This is a genomic window from Acidovorax benzenivorans, from assembly GCF_028680575.1.
GTDB classification, from domain to species: domain Bacteria; phylum Pseudomonadota; class Gammaproteobacteria; order Burkholderiales; family Burkholderiaceae_C; genus Acidovorax; species Acidovorax benzenivorans.
The window spans coordinates 130656-150860 of sequence record NZ_JAPCKI010000008.1 but is presented as its reverse complement, the minus strand read 5'-3'; the positions used below and the strand labels follow the sequence as shown (position 1 = coordinate 150860).

21 protein-coding genes are annotated in these 20205 nt (G+C 65.5%); 9 read left to right on the top strand and 12 right to left on the bottom strand.

What is annotated here, in order from left to right:
- Positions 1 to 9 precede the first annotated feature (9 nt).
- Positions 10 to 840 carry an SDR family oxidoreductase gene (locus OIN59_RS15725; protein WP_274111952.1) on the bottom strand — a complete coding sequence of 277 codons (831 nt, stop codon included), beginning with the start codon at positions 838 to 840 and terminating at the stop codon, positions 10 to 12.
- A gap of 89 nt (positions 841 to 929) precedes the next feature.
- Here OIN59_RS15725 and OIN59_RS15720 point away from each other — a divergent pair, with 89 nt between their 5' ends.
- The 4 genes from OIN59_RS15720 to OIN59_RS15705 all read left to right on the top strand — a co-directional run bounded on the left by OIN59_RS15720 (position 930) and on the right by OIN59_RS15705 (position 3682).
- Positions 930 to 1682 (top strand): IclR family transcriptional regulator, encoded by a 753-nt coding sequence (locus OIN59_RS15720; protein WP_274111950.1) that lies wholly within the window; start codon positions 930 to 932, stop codon positions 1680 to 1682.
- Positions 1683 to 1728: 46 nt separating this feature from the next.
- The gene (locus OIN59_RS15715) at positions 1729 to 2097 is read left to right on the top strand and encodes a hypothetical protein (RefSeq protein WP_274111948.1); all 369 of its coding nucleotides are present in this window, start codon (positions 1729 to 1731) and stop codon (positions 2095 to 2097) included.
- A 411-nt stretch (positions 2098 to 2508) separates the two neighbouring features.
- The gene (locus OIN59_RS15710) at positions 2509 to 3396 is read left to right on the top strand and encodes a transglutaminase-like domain-containing protein (RefSeq protein WP_274112021.1); all 888 of its coding nucleotides are present in this window, start codon (positions 2509 to 2511) and stop codon (positions 3394 to 3396) included.
- Between the two features lie 115 nt (positions 3397 to 3511).
- Entirely contained in the window at positions 3512 to 3682 is a 171-nt protein-coding gene (locus OIN59_RS15705) for a hypothetical protein (protein ID WP_015015224.1), read from the top strand.
- A gap of 84 nt (positions 3683 to 3766) precedes the next feature.
- On the opposite strand, the gene OIN59_RS15700 is transcribed toward OIN59_RS15705, so the two are convergent.
- From OIN59_RS15700 to OIN59_RS15685, 4 genes are all read right to left on the bottom strand, one after another.
- Positions 3767 to 6304, bottom strand: a complete 2538-nt coding sequence (locus tag OIN59_RS15700; RefSeq protein ID WP_274111944.1) for a PAS domain-containing sensor histidine kinase — start codon at positions 6302 to 6304, stop codon at positions 3767 to 3769.
- 1 nt (position 6305) lies between these two features.
- Positions 6306 to 7115 (bottom strand): ABC transporter substrate-binding protein, encoded by an 810-nt coding sequence (locus tag OIN59_RS15695; protein WP_274111942.1) that lies wholly within the window; start codon positions 7113 to 7115, stop codon positions 6306 to 6308.
- A 70-nt stretch (positions 7116 to 7185) separates the two neighbouring features.
- A complete protein-coding gene (locus tag OIN59_RS15690) occupies positions 7186 to 7881 on the bottom strand; it encodes an HD-GYP domain-containing protein (protein ID WP_274112019.1) in 696 nt (231 codons plus the stop codon).
- 77 nt (positions 7882 to 7958) lie between these two features.
- Positions 7959 to 8330: a response regulator transcription factor gene (locus OIN59_RS15685; RefSeq protein ID WP_274111941.1), complete on the bottom strand. Its 372-nt coding sequence runs from the start codon at positions 8328 to 8330 to the stop codon at positions 7959 to 7961.
- A 181-nt stretch (positions 8331 to 8511) separates the two neighbouring features.
- On the opposite strand from OIN59_RS15685, the gene OIN59_RS15680 reads away from it, so the two are divergent.
- From OIN59_RS15680 to OIN59_RS15660, 5 genes are all read left to right on the top strand, one after another.
- Positions 8512 to 9153 carry a helix-turn-helix domain-containing protein gene (locus OIN59_RS15680; RefSeq protein ID WP_274111939.1) on the top strand — a complete coding sequence of 214 codons (642 nt, stop codon included), beginning with the start codon at positions 8512 to 8514 and terminating at the stop codon, positions 9151 to 9153.
- Positions 9150 to 9884 carry a response regulator gene (locus OIN59_RS15675; protein WP_274111937.1) on the top strand — a complete coding sequence of 245 codons (735 nt, stop codon included), beginning with the start codon at positions 9150 to 9152 and terminating at the stop codon, positions 9882 to 9884. Before OIN59_RS15680 ends, OIN59_RS15675 begins: the two co-directional genes overlap by 4 nt.
- Positions 9885 to 10152: 268 nt before the next feature.
- Positions 10153 to 10920 (top strand): MHYT domain-containing protein, encoded by a 768-nt coding sequence (locus OIN59_RS15670; RefSeq protein WP_274111935.1) that lies wholly within the window; start codon positions 10153 to 10155, stop codon positions 10918 to 10920.
- A gap of 73 nt (positions 10921 to 10993) precedes the next feature.
- Positions 10994 to 11683, top strand: a complete 690-nt coding sequence (locus OIN59_RS15665) for a glutathione S-transferase family protein (RefSeq protein ID WP_274111933.1) — start codon at positions 10994 to 10996, stop codon at positions 11681 to 11683.
- A 15-nt stretch (positions 11684 to 11698) separates the two neighbouring features.
- Positions 11699 to 12202 (top strand): low molecular weight protein-tyrosine-phosphatase, encoded by a 504-nt coding sequence (locus OIN59_RS15660; protein ID WP_274111931.1) that lies wholly within the window; start codon positions 11699 to 11701, stop codon positions 12200 to 12202.
- 13 nt (positions 12203 to 12215) lie between these two features.
- On the opposite strand, the gene OIN59_RS15655 is transcribed toward OIN59_RS15660, so the two are convergent.
- From OIN59_RS15655 to OIN59_RS15625, 7 genes are all read right to left on the bottom strand, one after another.
- Positions 12216 to 13289: an XdhC family protein gene (locus OIN59_RS15655; RefSeq protein WP_274111929.1), complete on the bottom strand. Its 1074-nt coding sequence runs from the start codon at positions 13287 to 13289 to the stop codon at positions 12216 to 12218.
- A 29-nt stretch (positions 13290 to 13318) separates the two neighbouring features.
- Entirely contained in the window at positions 13319 to 13951 is a 633-nt protein-coding gene (locus OIN59_RS15650; RefSeq protein ID WP_274111927.1) for a CoxG family protein, read from the bottom strand.
- Positions 13952 to 14057: 106 nt separating this feature from the next.
- Positions 14058 to 15272, bottom strand: a complete 1215-nt coding sequence (locus OIN59_RS15645; RefSeq protein WP_274112017.1) for a vWA domain-containing protein — start codon at positions 15270 to 15272, stop codon at positions 14058 to 14060.
- Positions 15273 to 15282: 10 nt separating this feature from the next.
- Positions 15283 to 16209 (bottom strand): AAA family ATPase, encoded by a 927-nt coding sequence (locus tag OIN59_RS15640; protein WP_274111925.1) that lies wholly within the window; start codon positions 16207 to 16209, stop codon positions 15283 to 15285.
- 107 nt (positions 16210 to 16316) lie between these two features.
- On the bottom strand, positions 16317 to 17108 hold the full coding sequence (locus OIN59_RS15635; RefSeq protein ID WP_274111923.1) for an FAD binding domain-containing protein: 792 nt from the start codon (positions 17106 to 17108) through the stop codon (positions 16317 to 16319).
- Positions 17109 to 17119: 11 nt separating this feature from the next.
- A complete protein-coding gene (locus tag OIN59_RS15630) occupies positions 17120 to 19507 on the bottom strand; it encodes a xanthine dehydrogenase family protein molybdopterin-binding subunit (RefSeq protein WP_274111921.1) in 2388 nt (795 codons plus the stop codon).
- A gap of 46 nt (positions 19508 to 19553) precedes the next feature.
- A complete protein-coding gene (locus OIN59_RS15625) occupies positions 19554 to 20024 on the bottom strand; it encodes a (2Fe-2S)-binding protein (RefSeq protein WP_274111919.1) in 471 nt (156 codons plus the stop codon).
- Positions 20025 to 20205: the final 181 nt, after the last annotated feature.

Sequence of the window (20205 nt, the reverse complement as noted above, 5' to 3'; positions counted from 1 at the left end):
TCTTCTCTCTCAGGTGTCAATGTTCTTGTCTGCGGGCACGGGCAACCCCGGAATGGCTGTGGCCCCCGCCTCGCCCACACGCGGCTTGCGAGGCTGGCCCAGCAGCAGCCGGTCGTGCAGGGCTTCGGGCAACAGGTTCAGCAGGCGCGCCAGCCAACCGATGCGCGCAGGCAGAACGATGTGGGTGCGCCCCTGGGCCACAGCGGCCAACAAGGCACGCGCTGCGTCCTCGGGCTCCATCAGGCCGGGCATGGCAAAGCGGTTGCCTGCCGTGAGCGCAGTGCGCAAGTAGCCGGGGCTGACCGTGCTCACGACGATGGAATCGCTGCGCAGCTCGGCACGCAGGCTCTCCAGGTAACGGATCAGCCCGCCCTTGCTGGCGCAGTACGCGCCGTTGCCTGGCATGCCGCGCCAGCCAGCAATGCTGGCCACACCCACCAGCGCGCCGCGCCGCTGCGCGCGCAGGGCCTCCACAAAAGGCTGAAAGGTGGTGGCTGCGCCCAACAGGTTGATCTCCAGCATGCGGCGCATCACGGCCAGGTCATCGGCCTGGGCAGTGTCAAAGCCCCCGGCCACCCCGGCATTGGCGATGACGAGGTCAGGTGCTCCCCGGCGGCCCATCCAGTCGGCGGCCATGGCCTGCATGGCGGTAACGTCGGCCACATCGGGCGTATAGACAGCACAGCGCTCTGACGCCAGTGCGGCCAGGGTTTCCAGCGCGGGCCGGTTCAGGCCCACCAGCGCCACGGCAGCGCCCTGGCCGATCAGCTCGCGCGCCAGCGCCTGGCCCAGCCCGCCACAGGCGCCGGTGAGCACTACGTTCTGGAAAAAGGCGGTCATGAAGCTCCCGGTGAATTGGGTTTGCAGCTTAGCCACAATGCTGAATAATCCCGAAATGTTTTATAAATTCGTCTCGAATTCCGAGATTTATGACCAACACACCGCCCAGCCTGCGCTTGTTTGAACTGCTGGAAACGATGTGCGCCCAGGGCCAGCCTTTCAGCCTGGGCGATGCCATCGAGGCCACCGGCTGGCCCAAGCCCAGCGTGCACCGCATGCTGGGCCAGCTGGAGGCCGGTGGCCTGCTGGCGCGCGAGCCAGACGGGCGGCGCTACACCCCCGCACCACGTCTGCTGCGCCTGGCCGAAAGCACGCTGAGTGCGGGCACCCAGCATGGGGTGCGCCACGCTGTGCTGCGGCAACTGGTGGCAGACATTGGAGAAAGCTGCAACCTCACGGCGTTGAGCGGCGCAGAAGTGATCTACCTGGACCGGGTGGAGTCGGCCTTTCCGCTGCGTATGGAACTGCGGCCCGGCACCCGCGTGCCCATCCACTGTTCGGCCAGCGGCAAGCTGTTTCTGGCCCACCTGTCGTCCGCACGCCGGGCGGCCATCCTGGACGGCCTGCCCCTCACCCGCCACACGGCCACTACATTGACAGACCGCGCCGCGCTGGAGGCCGAGCTGGAACAGATCCTGAGGCAAGGCTACGCCACCGACGCCGAGGAGTTTGTGGACGGCCTCGTCTGCGTGGCCGTGCCCGTGATGGCAGGCGGGCGGCGCCAGGTGCGCAGCGCCGTGGCATTGCAGGCACCTGCCGCCCGCATGCCGCTGGCTCGGGCTCTGCAACTGGTAGCCCGCCTGGGAGAAGCCGCGCAGGCACTTGGCCGGACCTGGGCCTGAGCCATCACGCAGCAACTCCCTGACGCATTCACAACCTGCTCTCACCATGCAACTGAACTACCTCGACTTTGAATACAGCGAAGACGCCGACGGCAACGGCACACTGGATGCCATGGCCAGCGCCTTGCCACCGCAGCTCCCAGCATTGCAGGGCGAGATCACTCGCGTGCTGGCCTGGGCGCATGCGCATTGGCCGGACACCTGCGCGCCGCTGGAAGATGGCGGCAACTGGCACTACGACCTGCAGGGCGTGCAGGAAGCCCAAAGCCCGCTGGACCTGGCCTTTGACGAAGCCACCGGACAGCTACGCATGGCGGTGGGCAGCCCGGCACCGCCACGCACCACCCTGACGCTCACCCTCAGCGGGAGCAGCGACTTTTGCGCTGCCCTGCGCGAAGCCTTCGACATGACCTGAAACGCGGCAGGCGATCTCGGCAAAACTCCGCGAAAGCCCTGAAAACGCCACGCTGGCGACGTGCAGGTGTTGGCCAGGCCTCGGTAATGGGCTGAACCCGACCAGCACTCCGGCACGACGCGGTCGGGCACGGGCCATCGGCCTACACGCAAGCGACGTGCTGGGGCGTATCCTGAAAGTTCTTTGCCCTGCCAGATACCCCGGCGCGGCGCACACCCAGGAGCCGTCGATGACACCGTCCCACACACTGGGTGAGCCCGCGCCTTGCGGGCGCCGCCGCTGAGAGCTGCCATGGCCTTCCTCTCCAGCGCCCCCCGCCTCACTACAGCGTCCAACGAGCCCGCGCCATGGCCTGCCAATCTCAGCACGCCTCTGGCACAGGCCACCCCCGGCAGCCAGCGCAGCGTTCGCATGGAGCTGCAGATTGACCTGCGCTACGAGATCGACAGCTACGGCGCCGATTTCGTGTTCAACATCCACGCCGCACAAACACCCCACCAGATCGTCCACAACGAGCGCCTGGTGCTCAGCCAGAACATCCCCCATCAGATCCACACCGACCCAGCAACGGGCAACCGCTATCTGCGGCTGCATGGCGAGCCTGGCACACTGGCGCTGACCTACAGCACCACCGTGGACATCCGCCACCACCGCGCCGCCCCCACCCATCTGGCCGAGGTGCCTGTGCGGCACCTGCCGCCGCACGTGATGGGCTACATCTACCCCAGCCGCTATTGCCAGTCCGACCGACTGCTACGGCTGGCACTGAACGAATTTGGCGCCTTGTGGCAGGGGCACAGCCGCGTGCAGGCCATCCGCGACTGGGTGAACCGGCATGTGGCGTTCACATCCAACACCTCCAACTCCAACACCTCGGCCGTCGATACGCTGGTGGAACAGGTCGGGGTGTGCCGGGATTTCGCCCACCTGATGATTGCGCTGTGCCGCGCCGTGAACATTCCGGCCCGCTTTGCCACGGGCACCGACTACGGCGCGGACCCCGCGCTGGGCCCACCGGACTTTCATGCCTATGTGGAGGCGTATCTGGGCGACCGGTGGTATCTGTTCGACCCTTCGGGCACGGCCGTCCCCATGGGGCTGCTGCGCTTTGGTACCGGCCGTGATGCTGCCGACGTCGCGTTTGCCACGATCTTTGGCGGAGTGCGCGCGCAGCCCCCCACCATCCATACCCGCGCGGTCGAAGACCCGACCCAGGGGTGGGTGCTACCCCATCACTGCGCCGAGGCGCTGTCCACCGACCAAGGTACGTCCTATGGGGCGCGTTTCGTCGCACAGTAGGGAATTTGCCCTTCCTTCTGCCACCACGGCAGAGCACCAGAAAGGCCTGCTGGCCGCCCCTGATTGCGGCTGTGGCCTAATATGCCTCTTTTCTCCACTTTCTCAGAGACCTACCATGGGCAACAAGATCGTCACCGAAGCAGACCGCAAGCGCACCCCCCAACCCAAGCCGTTGCCCGGCGTGACGCTGAACACCCCCGGCCGTGGCCAGCGCGTGAGCCTGGAGCGTGGTGTTGCCACGCGCAGCAAGAAGAACCCTGGCAAGCGCTCGCGCAAGGGCGGCTGATCAGCCTTATGGGGCGCTGCGGCGCCCCGCCAGCATCCACAAAAAAGCCCTCATCAGAGGGCTTTTTTGTGGGCGGTGCACCGCTTATTCCAGCGGTGCGGGCATCGTTTCCGCCTGGCCTCTGGCAGGCAGGATGATGTGAAAGGCCGCGCCGCTGGCAGGAGCGTTCTCGGCGAAAATCCGCCCACCCATGGCCTCGACGATCTTGCGGCAAATGGCCAGGCCCAGGCCCGTTCCCCCTGATCCATCCTTGGTTTTGCTGGACTGCACAAAAGCCTCAAAAATGCTTTGCAGCTCTGACGGAGGGATACCCGGCCCCTCATCGCGCACCACGATGTGCGCCTGGCCCTGGGGGTCTGTGTAGCCCTCCAGCGTGATGGTGCTGCCAGGTGGCGAGAATTTGATGGCATTGGCCACTACGTTGCGGATCACCTGCTGAAAGCGCAGCGGGTCGGCCTTGGCCACCAGTGGCAGATCGGACATCCGCAAATCCATCATCAGGTGGCTGCGCTCCAGCAAAGGCTCCAGCTCGCGAATCACAGGGCGCACTACGCCGCGCAAGTCGATGCGCTCCATGTGAAAGGTGCCCACGGTGCTCTCCAGCTTGGAGACCTCCAGCAGATCGTTCACCAACGTGAGCATGCGCTGGCCACCGGAATGGATGTCTTCAAACATGCCCGCCAGCTTGGGCTGTGCGTGACTGCGCAGCATGCCCAGTTCGGCAAAGCCCAAAATGGACTGCAGCGGAGTGCGCAGCTCGTGGCTCATGTTGGCCACAAACTCCGACTTGGCGCGGGACGCCTCTTCGGCCGCGTCGCGCGCCTCCTGGGTGGCGCGCTCGGCCTCACGGAACTCGCTCACATCCATCAGGATGGTGAGCACACCGGTGATCTGACCATGTTCATCGGCAATGGCCGCCTTGGCCAGGCGTGTGTCGCGGCGAGATCCGTCGCCATGGCGGACCTGGGTGTCGACCAGGGCGCGCCCACCCCAGCGCACCAGCTGTTTGTTGGCCGACTCGTGCACCTTGACTTCGTCGGGAGGCAGGCACTCGGCCACCGCCTTGCCCAGCACGGTAGCGCGCGCTCGGCCCTTGTATTCCTCCCAGGCCTTGTTCACGCGCACAAAGCGGTCCTGTGCGTCGGTCACCGAAATGGGCAGCGGGTTGGTCTCCAGCAGCAGATCCTGGAACGCGATCTGCGCCTGCAGTTGCTGCTGGGCCATCCAGCGCTCGGTTTCATCCACCGCGCTGCCCGCAAAACTGATCACGCGCCCGGCAGCCACCAGGGGCACCACCGCTACCTGGAACATCATTTCCTTACCCTCGGCGGCGCGCGAGAACACCTGGCACACCCGCACCCCATCGGGAGATCGGGGGTCGATGGCCCGGATCACGTCATTGCGGCTTCGTGGCTCTACCAAGTCGTGCAGGCGTTTCCCAATGGCGCGGGCAGGCGGTGTGCCCGTCATGACGGTCCAGTGGGCGTTCACATAGGTGATCACGCCCTGGGCATCAGTACGAAAAATCAGTTCCTGCACGCTGCGCATCAGCACCGACAGGTCCCTCTCGTTGCGGGCAATGCGGGCCTGCGCCGCATCAATGGCCCGCCGAGCCCGCTCGCGGATGCGAATGCCCCGCCACACCGCAAAGGTCAAGCCCAGCACCAGGGCCACCAGGGCCAAGCCAATGCCGATCAGCGAGCGGGCATCCGCCAGCCAGCTCTGCACGGCAACCCGGTACGAGGTCTCGACCACCACGACCAGCGGCATAACGGCTGAGGCACGAAAGCTGACGATCTGCCGCTCGCCCAGCACACCCACCCCCAGATAGGTTGCATGCTCCTGCCGGGGCAGGAACTGGCTGAACACGGGAATACTGTTCACCCGCGTACCCGCCAGCGCAACCGCCGCACCCGAGGTGGCCAGCACCTGGCCGTCGTAGGAGGTCACGACCGAATCGAAAATGTCTGACTCCAGCGTCAGGTGCTGAAAGCTGGACAACGAATCGGGGTTGACCAGCGCCACCAGCACCAGCACATGCCCGGCTTCGTTCTTGTAGCCGTGCATCACGGGGATGAAAGCCACACCGGCAGGGGCCGCTGCCGCAGCGGCCCCAAGGCGCACACTTTGCAGGCTGCGGCCAGGCGTGAGGCCGCCCTGCACCGTCCGCCCCACAACCACCGAAGGGCCGAGCCTGGCCAAGTCCACAAAACTCTCCACATCGGCTGGCAGGGTGCTGGCGACCACCCGACCACCGGCATCCACCACGGCCAGGCCCCGAAGAAAGGACAGGGCTGCCAGCGCCTGGTTCAGAGCGTCGTGCATGCGCCGGGGTTCAGAGACCGCTGCCGTGAGAGCTGGCGATGTGGCCAAAGACTCCAGAGCCAGTCCGGTCGTCTGCACGGTGCGTGTCGCCTGGTCTTCGAGCACCCGGGCCAGCATGGCGGCATGGTTCTGGTGGCCCACGCGCACCGTGTGAAAGTCATTCACGGCCAACGCGCTGACTGCCGCCAACGCCGCCAGCGCCGACAGCCCCCCAGCGATCAGAACCAGATGACTGGTCTGCAACACCCACGCGCGCAGCCGATGCCAGACGCGGAAAATGACGGGTGCGTCGGCCACGTCAGCGCACCACGATGGCACTCAGACCATTCTGGGCGGCGGCACGCTGCAGTCTGCCATCGGTCTTGATGCGAGTCACAAAGGCCTCCACCGTGGCCAGCCAGGCGGCGTCGCCGCGCTTGACCGCATAGCCGTAGGGAAGCACCGAGAACGGCTCGGGCGACTCGATGAGCCGCGCCCAGTCTGCGTTGTCCATCAGGCGTCGGCTATAGGGATAGTCGGTCATGAACACATCAATGCGCCCTGCCGTCAGTTCGCGCTCGCGGGTGGCCGGCAGCTGGATGCGCACCAGCGTGGCCTGCTTGAGGCGTTGGGTCATGATGGGCTCCATGAACGTGCCCGCTTGCACCCCCACCAGCACGCCTGGCTTGTCGATGTCGGCCCACTGCTTGACGACCGTATTGGTTTTGGTGGTGATACCGTAGATGTCGCTGCGCATGTAGGGCTGGGTGAAAGCCAGCGCTTCCATGCGCTGAGGCAGCACGCCGATGGCAAACATGGCCACATCACACCGGTCCTGGTTCAGGTCATCAATGAGGGTGGGAAAGGACGAATCCACGTACTCCACCCGGGCCTTGAGGTCGCGTGCCAATTCGACAGACAGATCGATGTCGATACCCCCCAACTGCTGGGTGCGCGGGTGACGGTAGGTCACGCCGTAGTAGTCCGGCCAAATGCACACACGCAGCACCGACTGGCTCTGCACACGGTCGGCCACAGGCCCCCCTTGCGCACAAGTGGCACACACGGCCAGCGCCAGACGGGTTATGGTCAACGCCCAGGGTTTCAGCCACTGCATCATCGTCATCATTGAAAATCCTCAGGTCAACAAGACCACCGCTCCCGCAGTGCCCCCCCGCCCAGCGATCGGCAAAAAGGGTTCAGGGAGCATCGATCAGTTCATCGAACGACGGGCACTCCTGCGTGATCTTGCACCGCAGCGCATCGATGGCCTCTGCATGCGCCAAAAACGCGTCCACGATCACCGGGTCAAAAGCGCGTCCGCGCTCGGCCACCAACATCTCCAGCGCCACCGCCACCGAAAAGGCAGGACGGTATACACGGTCTGTGGTCAGCGCGTCAAAAAAGTCCACCACGGCGGTGATACGACCCGACAGCGGAATCGCCTCGCCCGACAAGCCTGCGGGGTAGCCCTGGCCGTCGTAGCGCTCGTGGTGCGTGAGCGCCACATCGGCCGCCATGTTGAACACGGGAATGTGCGAGCGCCCCAGGATCTCCGCGCCCATGGCGGAGTGGCAATTCATGGTCTCGCGCTCTTCGAGGGTGAGCTTGCCGGGCTTCTTGAGCACATTGTCGGGCGTACCGATCTTGCCGATGTCATGCATGGGCGCGGCCTTACGTAGCATGCGGGCGTAGCCCACGGTCTGCCCCAGGGCCAGGGCCAGGGCCTCGGCCAGGTAGCCAATGCGCACGATGTGCACGCCAGTGTCGTGGTCCTTGAGGTCGGCCGCTGCCGACAGGTGCAGCAGCGCGGCGTGGTGCGCGCGGGTGACCTCGTGCAGGGCTTCGTTGCGCTCACGGTACATGCGCCCGAAGTCGCGCACAAAATGCTCCATCTGCTCCACCGCTGCCTCGTCGAAGCAGCGCGTATCCGTGGGTGCCACGGGCGCAGACTCCTTCAATGGCTGCGAGGTCACTGCGCAGCCTCCATGCGGTAGATGGTTTCCAGCACCTGCAGGGTGCTGAAGGGCTTCATCAGGTAGTCGTCGGCCCCCGCCGCGAAGCCCGCCTCCTTGTCACCGGACTGAACCCGGGCCGTCAGCATGATCACCTTGGTGTGGCGCATGTCCGGGTCGGACTTGATGCGGCGGCACACGTCCAGCCCGTTCAGGGTGCCCGGCATCATCACATCGAGCAGCACGATGTCGGGCCGCAGTTCGCTGGCCAGCACCCAGCCCGCGTCGCCTGTGGCGGCTTCGTGGATCTCGAAGTCATCAAACTCCAGCGTCATCTTGAGCAGTTTGCGGATATCGATGTGGTCTTCGACGATGAGGATCTTTTTCATGGTGGTAGCCCTTATGAGACATATGGTCGGCCTAGAAATACAAAAACACGCTTTAGGGTGATTTTTTTGCCGCTGATTGAATCATATCAATCATTTTTATCAAATGCAAGTCATGCAGAAATAAAAATTAGGAGAAAATGCGCGATCTATGCAATCTGACAATTCCCCCTCGGAGCACACCATGGCCGACCACTACACCACACTGGAAGTCGCCAAGATGCTGGGCATGGCCGTACGGTCGGTCCAGCTGATGGTGGACCGCAACGAACTGGAAGCCTGGAAGACCCCGGGTGGGCACCGCCGCATTTCGCGGGCATCTGTGGAGCGCTGGATGGCTGCTCATGGCTCGGGTGGCGTTGCGCAGGCACCCGCCGCCGGCACGCTGGTAGCCAGCCGCCCGCCCATGGCCCCGCCAGCGAGCCCAGCCAAAGGGCGTGCGCCGCAGATCCTGCTGATCGAGGACTCGATCCATTTCCAGAACCTGGTGGGCCTCATCGTGCAGCAGCACTTCCCGGGAGCTCAGCTGCATGTGGCCAACGATGGCATCACCGGTCTGGCGCTGTATGGGCAGACACAGCCCGAGGTGCTGATCGTTGACATCCTGCTGCCGGGTATCGATGGCGCCACCCTGATCACCACGCTGCGCTCACACCCCCAGTTTGCGCGCAGCCACCTCATCGTGGTCACCTCGCTCGATGAGCAGCAGCGCGAACCCTACGCATTTGCCTTGCAGGGCGTGAAGGTCATCCACAAACCCCGACTGGTGGCAGAGCTGCCCGGCGCACTGGCCGCGTGCATCCCCCAGGCCCAGGTACCCGCATGACCGCGCCCAAGGTCCTGCTGGTGGAGGACGACAGTTCCATCGCGCGCTTTGTGCAGATGGCGCTGGAAGAGTTACCCATTGAGCTGTTGATCTGCGCCAACGTACCCGACGCCATGGAGGCACTGCGTGCCGGAGGGGTGGAACTCATCCTCACCGACCTCATGCTGCCGGGCGAGTCTGGCATTGACCTGGTACAGCGGCTGCTGCAGGAGCCTGTGCAGGACCGCCGGATTCCGGTGGCGGTATTCAGCGCGGGCCTGACGCCGCCAGTGCGCGAGCAACTGCAGGCCATGAAGGTATGGCGCATGGTGTCCAAACCTGCATCGGTGGCAGAGCTGGAGGCCTGCGTGACCGATGCACTGGCGCTGACGTCAGGGCCCACTGTCAGCGCCCCTGCGGTGGCGGTCACCGCCGGCAACGAGGTGTCTGACGACGAGGCGCAGGCCATTGCGACCCACTTTGCCGGTGACGAATTCCTCTTCAAGGCCTACCGCGCCAGTTGCCTAAAGCAGTTCGCTGCCGACGTGCGACAAGGCGACGCCGCCTGCGCCGCACAAGACTGGCCCGCGCTGCGGCGCCTGGCACACAGCCTGGCCACCGTGCTGCTCACCTTGGGCCACCCGACCCAGAGCGTACGCGCGCGCCAGCTGGAAAACACTGCGGCCCAGTCCGCTGCCGACGCATCCCTTGAGCATTGGCGTTTGCTTCGGGCGTTCCTGCAGCAGCTCTGAAAGCGCGGGCTCACGGGGCGTTGCCCCCTGGCGCACCGTTTCGTCGCTCGCGCGGTTGCGGTTGCCTGACTGCGGGCGGATTTCCCAATCCGTCACGACTCCCCTTTCAAAACCAAACCGCCCGTACCTGCGGAGGTGGGGATGCTTCAACGCGCAATAACCACACAGAGCAAAAAACAACCTGTTTATCTAAAATAGAAACAATTAGTTTCAACTGTCTCATAGAGGGGGGAAGCTCCCCCGCTCAATCCGTACCAAGCAACTCTCCATGGACTCCACCGTCGTCTCCGAATACCGCCCCCACCTCGTCGCCATCTCGTTCTCGCTGGCATTCATCGGCTCGCTGATTGCCTTGATGATCACGCGCCGCATCCGCCACAAGGACGGCACGCTCAACCGTACTGCCGCCCTGACGGCTGGCGTGGCACTGGGAGGCATCGGGGTGTGGTCCATGCACTTTGTGGGCATGGTGGCGCTGCGGCTGGACGTGGCCAGCAGCTACGGCATGGTCGAAAGCGCCGTGTCACTGGTTGCGGCCGTGGCCTGCACCTCGGCGGCGCTCATCGTGGTGTCCGGGGCACCCCGAGAGGTACCACGCATTCTGGTCGCAGGCCTGCTGTTGGGCCTGGGCGTGGCGGGCATGCACTACCTGGGCATGTACGGCATGAAGATTGGCGGCTACATCCGCTGGGACCTGGGCATCGTGGCCCTCTCGGTGCTGATTGCCGTGGCTGCGGGCACAGCCGCCCTGTGGCTGGCCTTCAACACCCGGAGCCTGGCCAGCCGCCTGGGCGCCGCCCTGCTGATGGCCATCGCCGTCTGCACCATGCACTACACCGGCATGGGCGCTGCTGAATTCATCTGCACCACCCCCAACCGCTTTGCCACTGTGCAGGGCACCGGCCTGGTCAGCGCGCTGGGCCTGGGCTCCGTCGTGGCGGCCTGCGCGTTTGCCATGGCAGTGCTCATTTCGGTGGACCTGTATGCGCAGTGGATGCAACGCTCCATCGGGCAACAGCGCCGCCGTACTGCCTGAACCACGCAAAAATCACGCAAAACAAGGGCAGCACCAGGGTGCATGTGGCCGACTCTTCCATAAGATGGCGCCCATGATCACCCTGCACCACCTCGAAACCTCGCGCTCGCAGCGCATCCTCTGGCTGTTGGAAGAGCTGGGCGTGCCCTACGAGCTCAAGATCTACCCGCGCGACAAGGCCACCAAGCTGGCACCACCCGCGCTCAGGGCCATTCACCCCCTGGGCAAGTCGCCGGTCATCACGGACGGTGACGAAGTGATTGCCGAGTCAGGCGCCATCATCGAGTACCTGGCCGAAACCTATGGCGAGCAGGCCCGTGGCGATCTGGCCCACCTGCAGCCCGCCCCCCGCACCGCCGAGCACCGCCAGTGCCGCTTCTGGATGCACTATGCCGAGGGCTCGCTGATGAACTGGCTGGTGATGAAACTGGTGTTCAAGACCATCCCCACCCAGCCCATGCCGTTCTTCGTGAAGCCCATTGCGCGCGCCCTGTGTGGCACGGTGCAGCAAAAGCTCATCGACCCCAACGTGGACACGGCGCTGGCGTTCATTGAGCAACACCTGGGCACCCACCGTTGGTTTGCGGGGGAGCACCTGACCATGGCGGACTTTCAGATGAGCTTTGCGGTCGAAGCCCTGATGTCACGCGCCAACGACGCAAGCCACTGCCCGCACCTGCAGGCCTACCTGGAACGCATGCACGCACGCCCTGCCTACCAACGGGGCATTGCCAAGGGCGGCCCAGTGGTGATCGAGGCCTGAACGCTCGCCACCACCATGTCTCGCTACGCGATTCTTTTCGTGTGCATGGGCAACATCTGCCGCAGCCCCACAGCCCACGGCGTGTTCCGCCACAAGATCATCCACAGCGGCCTGGCGCACACTGTGGTGGTGGACTCGGCAGGTACGCACAACTACCACCCCGGCGAACCGCCCGACACGCGCACCCAGCGCCACGCGGCGCAGCGCGGCTATGACCTGTCGGACTTGCGGGCCCGGCAGATCAAGAACGCTGACTTTGCCCGCTACGACCTGATCCTGGCCATGGACTGGGACAACCTGGCCCTGGCGCAAGACCTTTGCCCACCCGCACACGCGCACAAGCTGCGGCGCATGACGGAGTTCTGCCTGCAGTTCGACAGCCCGGTGGTGCCCGACCCGTACTACGGCGGCAGCCAGGGGTTTGAGGAGGTGCTGGACCTTGTGGAAGACGCCTGCGAAGGGCTGCTCAGGCATGTGCAGCGACAACTGCAGGCGCAGGAACCAAAAGCCCAGCACTGACCTGCCTGCGTGGCTACCGCACGCCGCACACCAAGGCGCCGGGGTCGTTAGGCACCTGCTCCCGGTCGTTTTTGGCCTGGGCTACTTCCATGTCACGCGGCAGGGTCACGCCGTTTTTGACGGCCAGGATCTCTGCCATCACGCTCACTGCAATCTCGGGTGGTGTCTTGCTGCCGATGTAGATACCGATCGGCCCACGCAGGCGTTGCAGGCTGGCTTCGGTCTGGTCAAAGTGCTCGATCATGCGTGCACGCCGTGCCTCGTTGTTGCGGCGCGAGCCAATGCCACCCACGTAGAACGCCTCGGTGTTCAGCGCCTCCAGCAGCGCCAGGTCGTCCAGTTTGGGGTCGTGCGTGAGCGCCACCACGCAAGTGCGGCGGTCGGGCTTGAAGGCCAGCACCACATCGTCGGGCATGTCGCTCACCACCGTGGCGCCGGGCACGCTCCAGCTGCCCCGGTACTCCTCGCGCGGGTCGCACACCGTCACGGCAAAACCATTGAACAAGGCCATGGTGGCCAGGTACTCGGTGAGCTGCCCTGCACCGATCAGCAGCATGCGGTACTCAGGGCCAAAGGTGTTGGTGAGCTGCAAGACATCCACCGCCAACGCCTCGGGCGCTTGGGTGGGCGCCAGGGTCACCGCGCCATCGGACAGGCGCACGGTGCGCTGCACCAGCCGCCCGGCAGCCAGCAAGGCAATCAACTCGGCCAGCAGTGCGGGATCAGGGTCGTATTCGAGCAGCAGCTCCAACGTGCCGCCGCAGGGCAGGCCAAAGCGGTGCGCCTCATCGGCGCTGATGCCGTATTTGACAAACGATGGCGGCCCGCTGGGGATGCGGTGCTCGGCACCGTCTGCAGCCGCGCCCGCCTGGGCATAGGCGCGGGTGTGGCGGTCGATCAGGTCGTCCTCAATGCACCCGCCCGACACCGAGCCCACCACCGCGCCGTCTTCGCACAGCGCCATGATGGAGCCCACAGGCCGGGGCGACGAGCCCCAGGTGCGCACCACCGTGGCCAGCAGCGCACGGCGCCCTGCAGCACGCCAGCCCTGCAGTGTGCGCAACACCATGACGTCCAAATTTTCCATGACTCGCTTCCTTTGGGTACCCCGTTCACTCACCCCCGATTGAACCACCAGGCCAGCAATACCAGGGCCCCCACGCCAACACCCCACACCCACGCAGGGATACCCCCGCTCTGGGTTGCGTCGCCCCCATCCACCGCTCCCGGCTGGGTGATGGCATCGGCGCCTGCTGCGTCAGCCCCCAGTGGGACTTCAGCGCGCGGAAAGCGGCGCTGCATCTCGTCGTCAAAACGCTTGAAGAAGTCCTCGGCCATGCTCTTGGCGGCGCCGTCGATGAGGCGCTGGCCCAGTTGGGCGATCTTGCCGCCCACCGAGGCGTGCACGGTGTAGTGCAGCTCGCAGCTGGCTTGCCCTGCTGCATCGGCGGGCAGGGGCACGAGCTTGACTTGGGCGTTGCCCTTGCCAAAGCCTGCTACGCCACCGGAGCCATCGAAGGCGATGTTGTAGCTCTCGGGCGGCACGATGTCCGACAGCGTGATCTTGCCCGCGAACTTGGCCGAAACGGGCCCGATCTTGAGGGCCATGGCCACGGAATACTGGTTGTCGGCCGTGGGCTCGACCTTGTCGCAGCCGGGAATGCACAGCTTGAGCACCTCGGGGTCGTTGAGCGCCTCCCAGGCCTGTTGCTGGCTGACGGCAAGGGTTCGGCTGGCTTGCATTTCCATGGTGGGTCCTCTCGGTGTTCAGATGGTGTGGACGTTGTGGATGTTGTGTGAGTTCAATCTGCCCGCAGACCTGGGCAGCACTGGGCACGCCCGCATGACCGTGCCCTCATTGCCGCAGCACGCTCGCCAGATGGGCGGCCAGTTCTTTGAGGTGGCTCAGGTTGTGCACGGCCACCATGCCGTGGGCCTGGCGGTGCAGGGCTGACGCACCGCGCGCCGTGGGGGCATACCCTTCGTAGCGCAGCAGGGGGTTGAGCCACAGCAGGCGGCCACAGTGGCGGCGCAGCCAGGCCAGCTCGCGCTCCAGCACCTCGGGGGTGCCCGTGTCGAGCCCGTCGCTGATCAACAGCACCAGCGTGCGCCGCCCCACCAGGCGCCGCGCATGCTGCAGGCGCAACTGGCCCAGGCTGTCGCCCATGCGGGTGCCGCCCGCAAAGTCGGTGATCGCGCGGCTGGCCGTCTCCAGCATCGCATCGGTGTCGGCCAGACGGAAGGCGGGCGTGAGGTCGGTCAGCCCGGTGCCAAACGCAAACACGTCGCGGCGCACGGCGTCGCCGGTGTGGCGCGGTGCAGTCGCTGCATGCAAAAACGCCAGCAGCAGCCGCGAGTAACGCTCCATGGAGCCCGACACATCCACCAGCACCAGCAGCGGCAACGGTTGCTGGCGCCGCTGCAGCAAGGGGATGCGCAGCACCTCGCCCCCAGTGCGCGCCGCATGGTGCATGGCGCCGGGCCAGTGCGGGCGGCTGCCGCGCACACCCGGCCGGGTGCGGCGGGCCGCATAGCGCGGCAAAGGCAGGGGCACGTCGCGCGCCAGGCGCTCCACCAGGAGGTATTCGCTGGCCGAAAGTTGGTTGAAATCGGCCTGCCGCAGGCGCTGCAGGTCGCTGGCCGTCATGGCGGCATCGAATTCGATCTTGTCTTCTTCGCGTGCGGGCGGCGCGTTGCGGGCAGCGCGCACGGGCGCCAGTGCCTCGCTCACGCGCGGGCGGCGCTTGACGGGCTCGGCCTTGGACTCGGCGCTGGGCAGCATTTGTGCCAGCAGCTTTTGCGCCACGTTGGGGTTGCGAAAGTAGGCGTCGAACAACTCACGGAACACCATGCGGTCTTGCTCGCGGCTGACCAGCACGGCCTCCAGTGCGGCGCTGAAATCCTCGCGCTGCAGGCCTACCAACATCACCGCCTGCTGGGCCAGCGCCATGCGGGCAGCGTCTACCCGCACGCCAGCGCGGCGCAGCGTGCGACCAAAGCCGCTCAGGTTGTCGGCCAGCTTGCCGGTGCGGGCATCGCCAAGTTGGGAGAACATCGCGCCCTCTGCCATGGGACGGTTCTCATGCATCGGTGTCGGCAGGCTGCAGCAACTGCACCGCCATGTCGCGCGTGAGCGCCGCGACATCCTCACGCTGCTTGAACAAGATGCCTGCGGTGTCGGACACCACCTCCGGGTCCACCACAATCGTGTCCAGCGCCACCAGCGCCTTGGCCCATTCCACACTCTCTGCAATGCCCGGTGCGCGCTGGAATGCGTTGGCAAACGGCTGGCTGCGCAGCCGGCCCACAAACTCCGCGACCTGGATGGCCAGCGCCTCGCTGGCGCCCGGCACCTGGGCACGCACGATGGCCAGCTCGCGTTCACGCTCGGGGTAGTCCAGCCAGTGGTACAGGCAGCGGCGCTTGACGGCGTCGTGCAGATCGCGCGTGCGGTTGCTGGTGAGGAGGGTGACCGGTGTGGCCGTGGCACGCACGGTGCCGATCTCGGGGATGCTGACCTGGTACTCGCCCAGGTATTCGAGCAAGAAGGCCTCGAAGGGCTCGTCAGCGCGGTCCACCTCGTCGATCAGCAGCACGGCGCCGGGCGCGGGGGCCTGCAAGGCTTGCAGCAAGGGGCGGCGGATGAGGTAGCGGTCTTGATACACCTCGCGTTCTACCTGTGCCATGTCGGCACTGCCTTTGCTTTCTGCCGCCCGCATGTGCAGCAACTGGGCCGCGTAGTTCCATTCGTACAGCGCCTCGCGCTGCTCCAGACCGTCGTAGCACTGCAAGCGGATGAGGCTGCGCGAGAGCACTTCCGAGAGGGCCTTGGCCAGCGCCGTCTTGCCCACGCCAGGCTCGCCCTCCAGCAGCAAAGGCCGCTGCAGTTTGAGTGCCAGAAACACCGCCGTGGCCAGGCGCCGGTCGGCAAAGTAGCCCACGCTTTGCAAGGCCAACACCAGGGCGTCGATGGAAACCGGAACCGGCGCGGCGATCATCGAATTCATTGCTATCCAATTCATAGCTGCTAGCGCATATCAATACTGCGCTAGCAGCCAATTTCATTCAAAAGCCCACTACCTGGTGCCGCACCAAGGCGGTGGGCGCACTCCCCTCAGCCCAGCATCTGCTGCACTGCGCGCTGCGTTTGCACGCTGATGAGGTTGGCGCGGTAGGCAGCGCTGGCGTGGATGTCGGCGTTCAGGTCGCTCGCGTCGATCTTCACGCTGGCCGCCGACTGGGGGGTGAAGCTCTGGTTGAGCGCCGCCTCCAGCCCCGCGTGGCGGAACACGCTGCTGGCCGCACCGGTGACGGCCACGCGCACGCCGCTGTCGGTCTGCGCCACAAACACCCCCACCAGCGAGAAGCGCGAAGCCGCCTGCTTGAACTTCATGTACGCAGCGCGTTTCGGGATCGGGAAGCGGATGGCGGTGATGATCTCGCCCTCCTCCAGCGCCGTGGTGTACATGCCCACAAAGAAATCGTCGGCCTGGATCTCGCGGCGGTTGGTGATGACCGTGGCGCCCAGGCCCAGCACCGCACTGGGGTAGCAGGCGGCAGGGTCGTTGTTGGCCACCGAGCCGCCCAGCGTGCCGCGTGCGCGCACCTGGCGGTCGCCGATGTGGGCGGCCAGGTCGGCCAGCGCAGGGATGGCGGCTTTTACTTCCGCACTGGCTGCCACGTCGGCATGGCGCGTCATGGCACCGATGACCAACGCGTTGCCCTCGCGGCGAATGCCCGCCAGCTCGGCAATGCTGTTCAGGTCCACGATTTTCTCGGGGTTGGCCAGGCGCAGCCGCATGGACGGCAACAAGCTTTGCCCACCCGCCAGCAGCTTGCCGCCCTGGGCGATGAGCTGCGCGGCAGCGGCGGTGGAGGAAGGAGCCTCAAAGGTGAATGCGTACATGGTGGGTCTCCTTATGCCTTGGCGTTTTGAATGGCATCCCACACGCGGTGCGGGGATGCGGGCATGTCGAATTCCTTCACGCCCAGCGGTCGCAGCGCATCCAGCACGGCGTTGATCACGGCCGGTGGCGAGCCAATGGCCCCGGCCTCGCCGCAGCCCTTGGTGCCCAGCGGGTTGTGGGTGCAGGGGGTGCACACGTGGCCCAGCTTGAACTCAGGGAAGTCGTCGGCGCGCGGCATGGCGTAGTCCATGAAGCTGCCGGTGAGCAGCTGGCCGGTCTCGCGGTCGTACACGCAGTTTTCCATCATCGCCTGGCCAATGCCCTGCACCAGACCGCCATGCACCTGGCCTTCCACGATCATGGGGTTGATGATGGTGCCGAAGTCGTCCACGGCGGTGAACTTGTCCACGCGGGTGCTGCCTGTGGCCGGGTCAATCTCCACCTCGCAGATGTAGGTGCCTGCGGGGAAAGTGAAGTTGGTGGGGTCGTAGAACGCGGTTTCGTTCAGGCCCGGCTCCAGCACGTCCAGCGGGTAGTTGTGCGGCACATAGGCCGCCAGCGACACCTGGCCGAACGGGATCTTCTTGTCGGTGCCGCGCACGGTGAACTCGCCGTTGGCAAAGTCAATGTCGGCGTCGCTCGCCTCCATCAGGTGCGCGGCGATCTTCTTGGCCTTGGCCTCGATCTTGTCCAGCGCCTTCATGATGGCCGCGCCGCCCACGCTGATGGAGCGCGAGCCATACGTGCCCATGCCAAACGGCACACGCCCCGTGTCGCCGTGCACGATGTCCACGTTCTCCACCGGGATGCCCAGGCGCGCCGCCACCACCTGCGCAAAGGTGGTCTCATGCCCCTGGCCGTGGCTGTGCGAGCCGGTGAACACCGTCACGCTGCCCGTGGGGTGCACGCGCACCTCGCCGCATTCAAACAGGCCCGCCCGCGCGCCCAGCGCACCCGCGATGTTGGACGGCGCAATGCCGCAGGCTTCGATGTAGCTGCTGTAACCGATGCCGCGCTTCAAACCCTTGGCCTCGCTGGCCGCCTTGCGCGCCGCAAAGCCCGCCACGTCGGCCAGTTCCTGCGCTTGCGTCATGCAGGCGTGGTAGTCGCCCACGTCGTACTGCAGCGCCACGGGCGTCTGGTAAGGCCAACTGGTGATGAAGTTGCGCTTGCGGATCTCGTCCTGCCCCAAGCCCATTTCCCAACCACAACGACTCACCAAGCGCTCTAACAGATAGGTCGCCTCGGGCCGACCTGCGCCCCGGTAGGCGTCTACCGGCGCGGTATTGGTGAACCATGAATCCACCTCCACATGCACCTGGGGCGTGCTGTACTGGCCGGCCAGCAGCGTGGCGTACAGGATGGTGGGCACGGCGCTGGCAAAGGTGCTGAGGTAGGCGCCCAGGTTGGCATGGGTGTGCACACGCAGCGCCAAAAATTTTCCGTCCTTGTCCATCGCCATCTCGGCATGGCTGATGTGGTCGCGGCCATGGGCGTCCGACAGAAAGGATTCGCTGCGGTCGGCCACCCACTTGATGTTGCGGTTGAGCTTCTTGGAGGCCCAGGTCAGGCACACGTCTTCGGCATACAGGTAGATCTTGGAGCCGAAGCCGCCCCCCACATCGGGCGCAATCACGCGCACCTTGTGCTCGGGCAGGCCCATCACAAACGCCGTCATCAGCAGGCGCTCGACGTGCGGGTTCTGGTTGCTGACGTACAGCGTGTATTCGTCGCTGGCCCGGTTGTAGCTGCCGATGGCCGCGCGCGGCTCCATGGCGTTGGGGATCAGGCGGTTGTTGATCAGGTCGAGCTTGGTGACGTGCGCTGCATTGGCAAACGCAGCGTCCACGCCCCCCTTGTCGCCGATGGCCCACTTGAAGCAATGGTTGTCCGGGGCAATGTCATGCAGCGCAGCGCCCGCCACAACGCCCGATGCCGCATCGGCCACGTTCACCACGGCGGGCAGCACGTCGTAGTCCACCTCCACCAGCTCGGCCGCATCGCGTGCCTGCTGCTGGGTCTGCGCCACCACCATGGCCACATGGTCGCCCACGTAGCGCACCTTGCCCTGCGCCAGAATGGGGTGCGGCGGCTCCTTCATGGGCTCGCCATTGGTGCTGGTGATGAGCCAGCCGCAGGGCAGGCCATTGATGTTGTCGGCGGCCACGTCGGCGCCCACAAACACGCCCAGCACGCCCGGTGCTGCTTTGGCGGCGCTGGTGTTGATGCTGTTGATCTTGGCGTGGGCGTGCGGCGAGCGCACAAACACGGCGTGGCTTTGCGCGGCCAGCACCACATCGTCGGTGTATTGGCCCGCGCCGGTCAGGAAGCGGTAGTCTTCCTTGCGCTTGAGCGATTCGCCGATGTGCGGCAGCTTGGAAAAGTCGGATGCACCCATGGTCTTGTCTCCTTGGATTGTTCTGGCGTGGGGACGGCGGGCGCGCTCAGGCGCCAGCCATGGCCTTCTGGCCGACCTGCACTGCGCGCACGATGTTCTGGTAGCCGGTGCAGCGGCAAATGTTGCCTTCGAGCAGTTCGCGGATCTCGCCTTCGCTGGCGTTGGGGTGGTTCTTGCACAGGTCCACAGCGCTCATCACCATGCCCGGGGTGCAGAAGCCGCACTGCAGGCCATGGCACTCCTTGAACGCGGCCTGCATGGGGTGCATGGTGCCGTCGGCAGCGGCCATGCCTTCGATGGTGGTCACCTCGGCCCCTTGTGCTTGCACAGCCAGCATGGCACAGGATTTGACGGCCCGGCCGTTCACATGCACCGTACACGCCCCACACTGGCTGGTGTCACAACCCACATGGGTGCCAGTGAGCAACAGGTGCTCTCGCAGCGCATGGACAAGCAGGGTATTGGGGGGGACGTCAACACTGGCAGCGCGCCCGTTGACCGTGAACTGGACTTGCATCTGGCTGTCTCCTGGAGTGGTTTTGGCTGGACTGACCTCGCGCATCTTCTGCCGCGCCCTACCGCACATCCCTAGGGACAACCCTAGATTTCCGGGACGCCTCGCCGGATATTCTCAAAATGAAACATGCTGCAATGCACACTAGTCCACTGAATCCGGGAAATCGGGGGTGCGTGAGGGT

Coding starts and splice junctions, on each gene's coding strand:
- OIN59_RS15665 (WP_274111933.1), top strand. CDS start 10,994: ATGATCACCCTGCACCACCTCGAAACCTCGCGCTCGCAGCGCATCCTC.
- OIN59_RS15630 (WP_274111921.1), bottom strand. CDS start 19,507: ATGGGTGCATCCGACTTTTCCAAGCTGCCGCACATCGGCGAATCGCTC.
- OIN59_RS15660 (WP_274111931.1), top strand. CDS start 11,699: ATGTCTCGCTACGCGATTCTTTTCGTGTGCATGGGCAACATCTGCCGC.
- OIN59_RS15640 (WP_274111925.1), bottom strand. CDS start 16,209: ATGAATTCGATGATCGCCGCGCCGGTTCCGGTTTCCATCGACGCCCTG.
- OIN59_RS15725 (WP_274111952.1), bottom strand. CDS start 840: ATGACCGCCTTTTTCCAGAACGTAGTGCTCACCGGCGCCTGTGGCGGG.
- OIN59_RS15720 (WP_274111950.1), top strand. CDS start 930: ATGACCAACACACCGCCCAGCCTGCGCTTGTTTGAACTGCTGGAAACG.
- OIN59_RS15650 (WP_274111927.1), bottom strand. CDS start 13,951: ATGGAAATGCAAGCCAGCCGAACCCTTGCCGTCAGCCAGCAACAGGCC.
- OIN59_RS15680 (WP_274111939.1), top strand. CDS start 8,512: ATGGCCGACCACTACACCACACTGGAAGTCGCCAAGATGCTGGGCATG.
- OIN59_RS15690 (WP_274112019.1), bottom strand. CDS start 7,881: ATGGAGCATTTTGTGCGCGACTTCGGGCGCATGTACCGTGAGCGCAAC.
- OIN59_RS15710 (WP_274112021.1), top strand. CDS start 2,509: ATGGAGCTGCAGATTGACCTGCGCTACGAGATCGACAGCTACGGCGCC.
- OIN59_RS15685 (WP_274111941.1), bottom strand. CDS start 8,330: ATGAAAAAGATCCTCATCGTCGAAGACCACATCGATATCCGCAAACTG.
- OIN59_RS15645 (WP_274112017.1), bottom strand. CDS start 15,272: ATGGCAGAGGGCGCGATGTTCTCCCAACTTGGCGATGCCCGCACCGGC.
- OIN59_RS15625 (WP_274111919.1), bottom strand. CDS start 20,024: ATGCAAGTCCAGTTCACGGTCAACGGGCGCGCTGCCAGTGTTGACGTC.
- OIN59_RS15655 (WP_274111929.1), bottom strand. CDS start 13,289: ATGGAAAATTTGGACGTCATGGTGTTGCGCACACTGCAGGGCTGGCGT.
- OIN59_RS15635 (WP_274111923.1), bottom strand. CDS start 17,108: ATGTACGCATTCACCTTTGAGGCTCCTTCCTCCACCGCCGCTGCCGCG.
- OIN59_RS15705 (WP_015015224.1), top strand. CDS start 3,512: ATGGGCAACAAGATCGTCACCGAAGCAGACCGCAAGCGCACCCCCCAA.
- OIN59_RS15670 (WP_274111935.1), top strand. CDS start 10,153: ATGGACTCCACCGTCGTCTCCGAATACCGCCCCCACCTCGTCGCCATC.
- OIN59_RS15715 (WP_274111948.1), top strand. CDS start 1,729: ATGCAACTGAACTACCTCGACTTTGAATACAGCGAAGACGCCGACGGC.
- OIN59_RS15675 (WP_274111937.1), top strand. CDS start 9,150: ATGACCGCGCCCAAGGTCCTGCTGGTGGAGGACGACAGTTCCATCGCG.
- OIN59_RS15695 (WP_274111942.1), bottom strand. CDS start 7,115: ATGATGACGATGATGCAGTGGCTGAAACCCTGGGCGTTGACCATAACC.